Annotated in this window: 11 protein-coding genes and 1 pseudogene; 6 read left to right on the top strand and 6 right to left on the bottom strand. The window is 71.7% G+C overall.

Translation table 11 applies throughout. The features are described from left to right. From D455_RS0127865 to D455_RS0127845, 4 genes are all read right to left on the bottom strand, one after another. Positions 1-444, bottom strand: a 444-nt coding sequence (locus D455_RS0127865; protein ID WP_040685181.1) for an anhydro-N-acetylmuramic acid kinase, incomplete at its 3' end; no start/stop codon positions are given. Between the two features lie 176 nt (positions 445-620). After that, positions 621-1,547, bottom strand: a complete 927-nt coding sequence (locus D455_RS0127860; protein WP_017573937.1) for a cation diffusion facilitator family transporter — start codon at positions 1,545-1,547, stop codon at positions 621-623. 571 nt (positions 1,548-2,118) lie between these two features. Next, a complete protein-coding gene (locus D455_RS31930; RefSeq protein WP_017573935.1) occupies positions 2,119-2,604 on the bottom strand; it encodes a hypothetical protein in 486 nt (161 codons plus the stop codon). A gap of 167 nt (positions 2,605-2,771) precedes the next feature. Continuing rightward, positions 2,772-3,374: a hypothetical protein gene (locus D455_RS0127845; RefSeq protein ID WP_017573934.1), complete on the bottom strand. Its 603-nt coding sequence runs from the start codon at positions 3,372-3,374 to the stop codon at positions 2,772-2,774. Between the two features lie 507 nt (positions 3,375-3,881). Between D455_RS0127845 and D455_RS0127840 the strand changes: the two genes are divergently transcribed. The 3 genes from D455_RS0127840 to D455_RS31925 all read left to right on the top strand — a co-directional run bounded on the left by D455_RS0127840 (position 3,882) and on the right by D455_RS31925 (position 5,991). Beyond that, positions 3,882-4,448 (top strand): type I-E CRISPR-associated protein Cas6/Cse3/CasE, encoded by a 567-nt coding sequence (locus D455_RS0127840; protein ID WP_017573933.1) that lies wholly within the window; start codon positions 3,882-3,884, stop codon positions 4,446-4,448. Positions 4,449-4,851: 403 nt separating this feature from the next. After that, positions 4,852-5,235 (top strand): helix-turn-helix domain-containing protein, encoded by a 384-nt coding sequence (locus D455_RS36235; RefSeq protein WP_394296661.1) that lies wholly within the window; start codon positions 4,852-4,854, stop codon positions 5,233-5,235. Between the two features lie 3 nt (positions 5,236-5,238). Next, a complete protein-coding gene (locus tag D455_RS31925; protein ID WP_394296663.1) occupies positions 5,239-5,991 on the top strand; it encodes an RNA-guided endonuclease InsQ/TnpB family protein in 753 nt (250 codons plus the stop codon). A gap of 334 nt (positions 5,992-6,325) precedes the next feature. Here D455_RS31925 and D455_RS0127830 read toward each other — a convergent pair whose 3' ends face one another. Continuing rightward, positions 6,326-7,126, bottom strand: a complete 801-nt coding sequence (locus D455_RS0127830; RefSeq protein ID WP_017573932.1) for an SDR family NAD(P)-dependent oxidoreductase — start codon at positions 7,124-7,126, stop codon at positions 6,326-6,328. Between the two features lie 99 nt (positions 7,127-7,225). Between D455_RS0127830 and D455_RS0127825 the strand changes: the two genes are divergently transcribed. After that, positions 7,226-7,657: a MarR family winged helix-turn-helix transcriptional regulator gene (locus D455_RS0127825; protein WP_017573931.1), complete on the top strand. Its 432-nt coding sequence runs from the start codon at positions 7,226-7,228 to the stop codon at positions 7,655-7,657. Between the two features lie 161 nt (positions 7,658-7,818). Here D455_RS0127825 and D455_RS33350 read toward each other — a convergent pair. Next, a pseudogene (locus D455_RS33350) lies at positions 7,819-8,195 on the bottom strand (AMP-binding enzyme); the annotation flags it as partial. Positions 8,196-8,464: 269 nt separating this feature from the next. Between D455_RS33350 and D455_RS0127810 the strand changes: the two are divergent. Together D455_RS0127810 and D455_RS0127805 are read left to right on the top strand one after the other, a co-directional pair. Further along, positions 8,465-9,385 (top strand): ketopantoate reductase family protein, encoded by a 921-nt coding sequence (locus tag D455_RS0127810; protein WP_017573928.1) that lies wholly within the window; start codon positions 8,465-8,467, stop codon positions 9,383-9,385. A 90-nt stretch (positions 9,386-9,475) separates the two neighbouring features. Continuing rightward, positions 9,476-10,915: an FG-GAP repeat domain-containing protein gene (locus D455_RS0127805; RefSeq protein WP_017573927.1), complete on the top strand. Its 1,440-nt coding sequence runs from the start codon at positions 9,476-9,478 to the stop codon at positions 10,913-10,915. The last annotated feature ends 209 nt before the right edge of the window (positions 10,916-11,124 follow it).

Here is an 11,124-nt window from a genome sequence, read left to right as displayed (position 1 = left end):
GGCCAGGGGCGCGCCCTGGCCGCCCGCGGCCACGTCGGCCACCCGTAGGTCCGACACCACGGGAAGGCCGGTGGCCTCGGCGATCCACGCGGGCTGGCCCAGTTGCAGGGTGCCGTTCACCGTGGTGCCGCTGACCCAGTGGAACAGGGTCTGGCCGTGCGAGGCGACCAGGTCGGCCCGGCCCCCGGCGAGCTCGTCGATCCCCCGCCGGGCCGCGTCGGCGAACTCCCGGCCGATGCGGGTGTCGAGCCGGCACACGGTCTCCAGCGTCGTCGGCGCCGGGGGAAGGGCGTCGCGGAGCATCCGCTGGAGGTCCGCCGAGTAGGGCGTGGTGCGGTGTCCCAGCGGTGCCAGGCGCACGAGGTCGCCCTCCAGGTCGAGACGCGCGGCGGCGACGTCGATCCCGTCGGCGGAGGTGCCCGAGGACAGGCCGAGGACGGTCACGCCGTCTCCGGCCACGGATGGCGGGCCCGAGGACGCGCGGTCCGGGTCCGCGCGCGGCCCGTGGACGTCGCCCATCCCCACCTCCGGTCTCCGAACGTGCACCAGCGGTATACCGCGCGTCGCCTCCGGTCAATCCCCTGCCTGGTCAGCCCCGGTCCGGCGGCGTCGGGGCCGCCTCACGCCGAGGCCGGCGACCTCGGCAGGTCCGGTTCGATGTAGATGATCCGGGCGATGGGGACGGCCTCGCGGATCCGCCTCTCGGCCTCGTCGATGGCGCGGGTGACGCGGCGGGCGTCGTCCTCGGCGTCGACGGCCACCTTGGCCGCGACCAGCAGTTCCTCGGGTCCCAGGTGCAGCGTGCGCATGTGGATGACGGCGTCGATGTCCTCGCAGTCCAGGATGGCCCGCCTGATCAGCCGGATGTGCTCCTCGCTGGCCGACTCGCCGATGAGCAGGCTCTTGATCTCCACGGCCAGGACCACGGCGAACACCACGAGCAGGAGCCCGATGGCCGCCGAGCCGATCCCGTCCCAGACTCCGTTGCCGGTGATCAGGGTGAGGGTGACCCCGGCCAGCGCGAACGCCAGACCGATCAGGGCACCGCTGTCCTCCAACAGGATCACCGGCAGCTCCGGTGCCTTGGAGCGGCGGATGAACCCGAACCAGCCCATCCGGGCGCGCGCCTTCCGGGACTGGCGCATGGCGGTGCGCAGCGCCGTCGACTCCAGCACGGCGGCCACCAGCAGCACCGCGATGGGAACCCACTGCCAGGAGGTGATCGGGTGTGGGTCGCGGATCTTCTCCCACGCCTCGTACAGGGCGAACAGCCCGCCGAGGGTGAACAGCACGATCGCCACCAGGAAGGCGTAGACGTAACGTTCGTGGCCGAAGCCGAAGGGGTGTTCCGGCGTGGCCGTGCGCCGGGCCCGTTTCCCACCGATCAGCAGCAGGAGCTGGTTGCCGGAGTCGGCCACCGAGTGCACCGACTCGGCGAGCATGGCCGAGGATCCGGTCAGAAGGTAGGCCACGAACTTGGTCACGGCGATCCCGATGTTGGCCGCCAACGCCATGACCACGGCCTTCGTGCTCTCCTGGGAACTCACCGGCCACCTCCGCGCTGGTCCCGGCCGGCGGGGCGACTCGCTCCGCCGGTTCGCCGGTGCCCGTCGCCCGGCGGCTCGGTGGTCCGCGTTCTCGGCATGGTCCCTCCCCAGTCCGTACGCCTGCGGCGCCGTCCGCGCCGGTCACCACCTTCGCAACGTCGCGTGCCGTGGGACGCGTGTGTGATCGGGAGTGTCCGGACAACGGCGGAGGGGGAAGGATGACCGGGGTCGGCGGATCACGACCGACCGGGACCGGTCGCTGCGCGGTGCCGCCCCCCGGCTGAAGGCGGCACTGGACGAGGAGGGCGTCGTCAACGACGTCCGGGAGTACCGTTCCCGAACAGTGTCCAGGAGTGGCATCCATGAACGTGGCGCCCAACGGCCCCCGGGCCCCTGCGGGTCCTGTTGCGCGCCACGGGTTCCGGACCGGTCCCCGAGGCCGCCGCCGACGCCTGGCGGCGCATCGACGCCTTCTTCGGCGAACACCTCGGGAAGACCCGGTAGGGGCGGGGTGTCGGGCCCCTTCGCCGCGTTCGACCCGTCCCCTTCCGGGTCTCTCCGGTCAGGTCGCTCAGGGGGTGTCGCCGATGAGGCCCCGGACGAAGGAGCGGTAGTCACGCAGGGCGAGCCGGAGCGATTCGGTGTCGGTGCCCTCACCGTCGCTCCATGCGGCGCGGAGCGCGGAGCGGCGTTCCTCGATCGCGGAGAGCACGGCGTCGGCGACCTCCGCCGCCAGGGCGTCCGCCTCGCGTACGGACTCCTGGGGATCGTCGACGAACGCGCCCTGGGTCCTGCTCCACTGCTGGCGCACCCTGTCCAGGTCCATCCCGTGCGGCCGGGGCGACCACGGCCGCCCCGAACGGTCCGCGGTGGCTCGCTGCCTGGGCGCGCGTCTGGGCGCGGCCTTCTTCGCCGGGGCCCCGCCCGCACCGGCCCTGGCCGCGTCGGTGCCCGTGCCGGTCCCGGCCGCCCCGGCCCTCTCCGCCGCCTCGGTGGTCTCGGTTCCGGACCGTTCCGGCGCCGTTCTCCGGCCAGCCCCCGCCGTGCGTTCGGTCATCTCCGTCTCCTCGTTTCCTCGCCCGTGCTCGTGGTGTCCGAACGGTTGCCGTGGGGACGGAGCCCCGGGACCGCTTTCCCGTGGGGCCCGTCGGTCGTGTGCGCGCAGGGTCCACCTGACCCCGCGCGGTCGCGCTCCACCGGGTCCGGGGGTGCCACCGGGGTCGCTCACCGTCCTCCCTCCGGTTCCTTCTCCTGTCGTCTCGCCGCGAGTCCCGGCCCGCCCAGCAGGGCCTCCACCAGTCCGCGGTGGGCCACCAGCACCTCGCGCAGGTGCTCGGTGTGCGGCCGGTCCGGCGGGGATCCGGTCTCCCGTGCGCGGCGCACGTCGGCGACCGCGGCGGGATGGTCGGCCGACAGGTCCCTGAGCCGCCGTTCGAAACCCTCCTCGGGTGAGGGGTCGGGATAGCCCAGGTCCGCCATGATCGTGTCCACCAGGGCGCGTGCGTCCCGCACGGCGCGGCCGGGGTCGTCCACGAAGACCTGCTGGATCGCGTCCCAGGCGTCGGCGTGTCCCGTTCGCTCCTGGGCGGTGAGCTCGCGCAGTGCGGTGTCCTGGCGGCGGCGGAGTCGTGCGGACAGGTCGCTCTCGGCGGCCGAGGTGTCGCCGTGGTCCTGGACGGCGTGGTCGTACTCGGTACCGAAGTGTTTCCTGAGTCGGTTGGTGCGCAGGATGGGAAGGAGAAGGGAACGCGCGGCGATCGTGATTCCTCCGGCGAGGGCGACCACCGCCAGGGCGACCAGGACGACGATGATGGTTCCGGTCTCCATGGGGGACACCTCCTGTCCGCCTGTCCTTGCCCCGAGGAACCGCACGAAAACTCGTCCGCGTTTCAACTGGGACGCCTGTGACTGGAAGGACGGAAGGGACCAGACACCGCGGCCCGTCCGGGGTTCTTGCAGGTGTCTGGCCCCTATTGACCACTGGCCTTAATTCAGATGTCGGACCGCTCCGGCCGGAAAACCGGGCCCGCGGCGAGCACCCGTGGCCGACCAGCGGTGCGGGTGGGCGCCGGTCCGAGGCGGGCTGGCCGGGAGTCCACGCCTCATACAATCGAACACGCTGACAGACCAGGGGTTGTTGGTGGCGCCGAACGGCGGGTTTCCACCAGGATCCTCCCGGTCCACGTGTGCGGGGACGCGCTTCCTCCCGGGCGTTCACCCCGGGCCTCCCCACCCAACGATGGTGAGGGCTCTGCCTCGGGCGGAGGGGATCCCCGACGACCCGCGACCACACACCGATTCCACTCACGCGAGAACGCCCCGGAAGGGAACTCCTTGTACCTGGCCCACATCAACCTCGACCCCAAGCGCAGCACCGGCATGGAACAGTGGGCGGCCATGGGGCAGGCCGTACGCAGAGCGGTCGACCCCGACCCCGACTCCAACGCCCGCGCGCTGTGGGCGCGCACCTCACCGAACACGCTGGTGGTCAGCTCCGACACCGCACCCGCCTGGGGCAAGGTGCCCGGTGCGGTCTCCGCCGCGATCCGCCCGATGTCGCGGTACACCGAGGGTGAGACCGTCCGTTGGGAGCTCATCACGGCGCCCACCGCGCAGCGCGGGAAGGCACCCACCGGGGAGAGGCCGCGCCCGCGCGGCAAGCGGGTCCCTCTCCCGGAAGAGGAGTTCGAGGACTGGTTGGACGGCAAGTTCGCGGGCGCGATGAGCGTTACCTCGGTGAGGTGGAAGCGCCTGGGCGGCAGGCCCGCCCGTTACCACTTCACCGGGAAGGCCGTCGTGCAAGACAGCGAGGCGCTCCAGGAACTGTGCCTGAACGGTATCGGCGCGGGTACGGCCACGGGAGCCGGTCTGCTCCTCATCAGCCCGCTGTCCCCACGTTGACGTCCTCTCCCGCCTGAAGGCGGGAAGAACCAGCTAACGGAACGTGTCCGTCGCTGGTGGTTGACGCTTCACAGACCGGCCAACGCCGAGGTCTCCACGCCCTGACAGGGCCTGCCCGACCCCGTGACCCTTGACTATCGAGCCATCACCGAATGTAGCACTTACGAACGAGCAAGCACTTCACCCACCGGCTGAAGCTGGTGGCACTCTCACCCATCAGTGCTGGACCGGGCCCCGGCGCAGCCGTTCCGGGCGAAAACGGCTGCCCTCTCTGGAAACGGTTCTGCTACCGGTTTTGTCCGAGAGTGGTCCGGCCTTCAGGTCGGAGGTGAATCGGCTCTGAGCCTCCCGTCCGTTCTTGGTCGGTCACGTTCTGTCGTACCCCTCCTCTGCTGTCAAAGGCATGCAGTTGCGGTATGCCTTTCGCGTGTACCCGAACGCCGACCAGCGCACCGCGCTGGCCAGGGCGTTCGGGTGCTCCCGTGTGGTCTACAACGACGCCCTTCGGGCGCGGGAGACCGCGCGGGCGGAGGGTGAGGCCTTCCCCAAGACGGGGGAGTTGTCCACGCGGTTGATCACCCAGGCCAAGAGGACCGAGGAACGGTCCTGGCTGGGCGAGGTCTGCTCGGTGATCCTCCAGCAGTCGTTGCGTGACCTGGATACCGCCTACCGCAACTTCTTCGACTCCCTCAAGGGCAAGCGCAAGGGTCCCAAGGCGGGTCGGCCCCGGTTCAAGTCCCGCAAGGACCACCGCCAGTCGATCCGCTTCACCGCCAACGCCCGCTGAAAGATCACCGAGGCGGGCAAGCTGTGGTTGCCCAAGGTGGGTGAGGTGAAGGTGAAGTGGTCACGCTCGTTGCCCTCGACCCCGTCCACGGTCACCGTCATCAAGGACGCCGCCGGACGCTACTTCGCCTCGTTCGTCGTCGAAACCGATGACGAGCCGCTGCCGGAGACCACGACGGACGTGGGGATCGACCTGGGCCTGGGCCACTTCGCGGTGCTCTCCGACGGCACCAAGGTCACCAACCCGAAGTCCCTGCGCCGCGCCGAGAAGAAGCTGAGGAAGACCCAGAAAGCCCTGTCCCGGAAACAGGAGGGGTCGAACAACTGGGCCAAAGCTCGGGTCAAGGTCGCCCGCGCCCATGCGAGGGTGGCCGACGGCCGCCGTGAGTTCCACCACCAGCTCTCCACCACGATCATCCGCGACAACCAAGCGGTGTACGTGGAGGACCTGTGTGTCAAGGGGCTCGGGCGCACGAAGCTGGCCAGGAGTGTGCACGACGCCGGATGGTCGGCGTTCGTGCACATGTTGGACTACGAGGCCCAACGGTACGGTCGCACCTTCCTCAAGGTCGACCGGTTCCTACCGTCATCGCAGACCTGCTCGGTGTGCTGGGTCGTGGACGGCCCCAAACCCCTCAACGTACGCACTTGGACCTGTGCCGGGTGCGACACCGAACACGACCGGGACGTGAACACATCCCGGGTGGTGCTCGCCGCTGGACGGAAACCCGCCAGAGAGCGGGAAGCGGAGAGTTGAAACGCCTGCGGAGGCAGGGTAAGACCACACCCCCTTGGGGGTGGGGCACCGGCCGACGAAACAGGAACCGGCGGACGCCGTGAGGTGGACCGCGCCCACAACTGCGAGGTTGTGGGAATCCTCGGGGTTCACCCCGAGGAGGACGTCAAGGTCGGCACGGGACGGGCCGTGGGACTTGACCGCGACTTCCGAGAACTGCCCTGCAAGCATCATGCAAGCCGTTCGCGCCACCGCTCCCGGCCCGGAGGAGTCCTGGTGGCGGTGGTCGAACTCCACGGTCCGCGCGGGGTCGCGCGGTGCCTGAGCCCGTCCCGGCGCGTCCGGTCCACATGGGTCAGGACGCCAGGTGTAGGCCCAGATGGCGGTTGAGGCGGCCCGTGATGCGTCCCACGGCGTCGCGGGGCAGCAGCCGCGGGAGCCAGGTCATCACCCGCATCAGCGCGCGGCCGGGATAGGAGTTGACGCGTCCGCGCTCCAGGTCGTCGATGGTCCGGCGGGCGACGAAGTCCGGTGCGTCCGTGACCCTGGGATCCATGGTGGCGGTCGTGCCGTCGAAGAAGCCGGTCGCGATGGCTCCCGGATGTGCGGTGACGACCCGCACCCCCGAGCCGCGCAGTTCCACGGCCAGGGCCTCGCTCAGGGAGAGCACGAAGGCCTTGGTCGCGGCGTAACTGGCCTGGTAGGGCATGGGCTGGAACGCGGCGGTGGAGGCGACGTTGACGATCACTCCGGAGCCCCGTTCGCGCATCCGCCCTCCGAGGAGGTGGCTGAGGGCGGTCAGGCCGAGGACGTTGACCTCCACGGACAGCAGCTGCCGGTCGAGGGGGCGTTCGAGGAAGGGGCCGACCGCGCCGAGACCGGCGTTGTTGACGAGCAGGTCGACGGTGACGCCGCGTGCGTCCAGCTCCCCGACGACGGCGCGGGGAGCGTCCCGGTCGGCCAGGTCGGCCGCGATGACCTCGGCGCGGATCCCGTGGCGCCCGCCCAGTTCGTCGGCGAGCTCGGTCAGGGCGGTCTCGGACCGTGCCACGAGCACGAGGTCGGCGCCCCTGCGGGCGAGCTCGGTCGCGTAGGCGCGGCCGAGGCCGCGTGAGGCGCCCGTGACCAGGGCGGTGGTTCGGGAGGTGATCTTCATGTCTGGGTCCTTCTCCGCACGGCAAATACTTCGAATCTCGAACTAACTGGGAGCACACTAGCAAGTTCGAGACTCGAACGAAACGTTAGGCTCGGGACCATGGACGAAGCCGACCTCGAACGCGCCGTACGCGCCAACCACGAGCTGTTCATGACGACCAGCGACCGCACCAGCGCCCCGCTGGCGGCCCTGGACCTGACGCACGCGACCGCCTCGGCACTGTGGGCGATCGACCCCGACGCCGAGCCGCCGTCCATGAGGACGCTGGCCCGGCGCCTGTACTGCAACGCCCCCAACCTGACGTTCGTCGTGGACCAGCTGGCGTCCCGGGGACTGGTCGAGCGCAGGGTCGATCCCGCGGACCGCCGTTCACGCGTGGTCGCCCTGACCGAACGGGGGCGGCGGGTCCGCGCCGAGGCCGTCCGGGTGGCGTGTGAGGCGACGCCGCTGTCCGCACTCGACCCGGCCGAACTCCGGGAGGTGGTGCGTCTGCTGGAGTCGGCCCGGCGCAGGCACGAGGCCAGGCCCTGACCCCGGCGCGGCGCCGGACCCCTGCCATGGCGCGGCGTCCCGTACCTCCCCGTTCACGGAACCCGCCGGGCCGCGCCCGTCGTGCGGTCCGGGCCGGACCTCCGGCGCCCCACTCCCGGTGCCCCGCCCCTGCTTCCGTCAGGCGACGTGGTCGCGCAGCTCCGCTTGAGGATCTTGCCGGAGGCGTTGCGCGGCGGCTCGGCCACCACACGCACCTCCTTGGGCGCCTTGAACACCGCCAGGCGGGTGCGCACGTGCTTCACCAGGTCGTCGGCAGGGTCTCGGGGCCGGACTCCTCCGTGGGCACGACGAAGGCGGTCACCGCCTCGGTCCACTTCTCGTCGGGCGCGCCGACCACCGCGGCCTCGGCCACCCCCGGGTGGGCGTCCAGGGCGTCCTCCACCTCACGGGAGGCCACCATCACGCCGCCGGTGTTGATGACGTCCCTGATCCGGTCGACCACCTCGATGCAGCCCTCGGCGTCGACGCGCACCAGGTCACCGGAGTGGAACCAGCCGTCCCGGAAGGTCTCCTCGGTTGTCCGGGTGTGCGGTGACGCCTCTGCCGGGCGGCCTTGCGCTCCAACCGGCGCAGACGCTGAACCTCACCCGGTTTCAGCCACGGGCCGTGTTCGCGCTTCATGTGTCACCCCCTTGACCGGTCCGGACCAGCTCCAGCGCGGGGGCGTGACGTTGCGTGACGGAATGGTTCCCCGGGACACGGTGCGCGCCGGAACCCGCACCTTGCCACCGCGGAACCGATGGCCCTACGTTGTCCGGTGTTCGCGAACCACCGGGTGGGAGAGACATGAAGATCCTTGTCGTGGGAGCCGGAGCCGTCGGCGGCTACTTCGGTGCGCACCTGGTCCGGGCGGGCCGGGACGTCGACTTCCTCGTCCGTCCCGCGCGCGCCGCGCTGCTGCGCGAGCACGGCCTGAGCGTGCGCGACGTGGACGGGAACGTGGAGACGGTCCCGGTCTCCGCCGTCACCGCAGACCAGCTGGGCTCCGACTACGACCTGGTGATCGTCACCGTGAAGTCGTACGGGTTCGACGACGCCCTCAAGGACCTGTCCCCCGCGGTGGGCCCCCGGACCGCGGTGCTGCCCTTCCTCAACGGGATGCGCCACATCGACACCCTGGTCGAGCGGTTCGGCGCCGACCGGGTCCACGGCGGGGTCGCCATGGTGATGACCCGCCTGGGCGAGCGGGGCGAGATCGTCCAGGTCGGCACCTTGGGCAGCCTGATCTACGGGCCGCTGGGCGAACGGCCCGTCGTCCCCCTGGACGACGTGCACGCGGCCCTGGACACCGGGGACCACACGGCCACCCCGGCCTCCGACATCCGCCAGGAACTGTGGGACAAGTGGGTGTTCCTGGCCACCCTGGGAGCGTGCGCCTGCCTCATGCGCGGCCCCATCGGCCGGATCAACAGCGCGCCCGGCGGCCAGGAGTTCACCTCGGCGATGTTCGAGGAGGCCATCGCCGTGGCCACCGCCTCCGGGTACCCGCCGGGCCGGGAGGCCCGGGAGCGGGCGGACGCGATCATCGCCAACACCACGGCCACGACCACGACCTCCATGTACTGGGACCTGACCCACGGAAACCCGGTGGAGGCCGAGCACATCATCGGTGACCTGGTCGACCGCGGACGCGCGCTGGGGGTGCCCACACCGCTGTTCTCCCTGGCCTACACGCACCTGCGGGTCTACGAGGCGGGCCGCGGGTAGGCTGCTTCCGTCCGCCGACCGCCCCGGTGGTGCCGGCCCCGCCCCGCAGTACGCCGCGGCCCGGTCCACCTCCCACGATCGGAACTCCCCATGGCCCCCCGCCGTCTCGTCCTGCTCCCCTGCGTCCTCCTGCTGTCCGCGTGCGGAGGCGTCCCGGAGCCGGGAACGGGGGCGGAGCCGGAAACGGCCGCCCCCGAGGAGGTCCGGGAGTACGGGCCGGCGCCCGTCCCCGAGGGTGGGGGCAGCGCCGTGCCCGACGACGTCAACGGCGACGGCTTCCCCGACCTCCTCTTCACGACCCGCCACGACCCGGACTCCGAGGCGGGGCTCCCCTCCCAGCGCCTGATGATCGTCCACGGCTCGCCCGAGGGCCCGGATCCGGCCACCCGCACCGTCTGGAGCCCGTACACGGTGCTCCCCGTCACCTCCGCCGGAACCGGGGGAGCCGGCGCCCGGCCCGGCACGGCCGACCTGGACGGCGACGGCTTCGCCGACATCCCGGTCCTGGCCCACGCCGACGAAGAACTGGGGTTCGGTACGGCCGCCAGCGGGCTGGGACCCAGGGCGATCGTGTGGGGCGGCCCCTCGGGCCCCGACCCCGACACCACTCCCACCCCGATCCCGCTCCTCGCCGAGGAGGGGTGGCAGGACACCTTCACGGCCCTGGCGAGCGGTGACTTCGACGGCGACGGCGTCCCCGACCTGGCCGTCGCCAAGGCGTCGGCGAACGGTGAGGCCTCGCGCCTCATGGTCATGTACGGTCCCTTCGACCGGGACGGCGCTCCGGCGCGCAGCGCACAGCGGACGGTGAACGCACAGGTCGGCGGCCTCGTCGCCGAACCCCCCGCCCCCGACGGCGGCGCGTCGCGGCTGCTGTTCCAGCACGGCGACGACGGGGGGCAGTCCGAGAACACACTGCTGCTGACCGGCCCCGGCGATCCCGGCCGGTGGGAGTCGGTGGATCTGATCTCCGGTTCGCTGGCCGCCTTCGGCGACCTGGACGGCGACGGGGAGGACGACCTCGCTCTGGGGGACAGCGGCAGCCGCAACGACGAACCGGGGTACGGGACGGAGCCGCCCGAGGTCGACCAACGGGTGCACGTCTACCCCGGTCCCCTCAACGCGGAGGCCCCCGCTCCCCTCGCGGTGGACCTGGCCGGGGACGGGTCCGCCTCCTCCACCACCAGCCGCGCCATGGCCGTGTGCGACCTGGACGGCGACGGCGCCGACGTCCTCGCGGTCGGCCGCGACGGCCACGGCGTCGACCTGCTGCGCCACACCGGCGACGGGATCGAGGTGGACGGCGCTGAGCCGCTGGTCCGCCGGGGCCCCGAGGACGGCCCCCTCGCCGCCGGGGACGCGGCCGGGCGGGTGGCCGGTCTCTTCTCCTGCGCGGACTACGACGCGGACGGCGCCGACGAACTCGCCCTGGCCCACGACCTCGAAGGCACCCGGGACACGCCCGTGCGCTGGTGGATCACCGGTGACGGGGGCGAGGACGAGGCGTCCTTCGACAGCGCCGCGTTCTAGGCACGGCCGGGACGGGGAGGGCGCACGGGGGCGGACCGAAGCGAAACCGAAGCCGGTTCGAAGCGGCCCGTGCCAGAGTCCTTCCGGCGTCCGCACGGAGCGGGTGCCGACGACCAGGACGGAAGTCTCCCCCATGTTCAAGAAGTTTCGGGCCATCGCCCTGCTCACGGCGGCCCTGGCCACCGGTTCGCTGGCGCTCGCCTCTCCCG

This window comes from Nocardiopsis halotolerans DSM 44410 (genome assembly GCF_000341065.1).
Lineage (GTDB): Bacteria > Actinomycetota > Actinomycetes > Streptosporangiales > Streptosporangiaceae > Nocardiopsis > Nocardiopsis halotolerans.
This window is presented reverse-complemented; position numbering and strand designations above follow the sequence as displayed.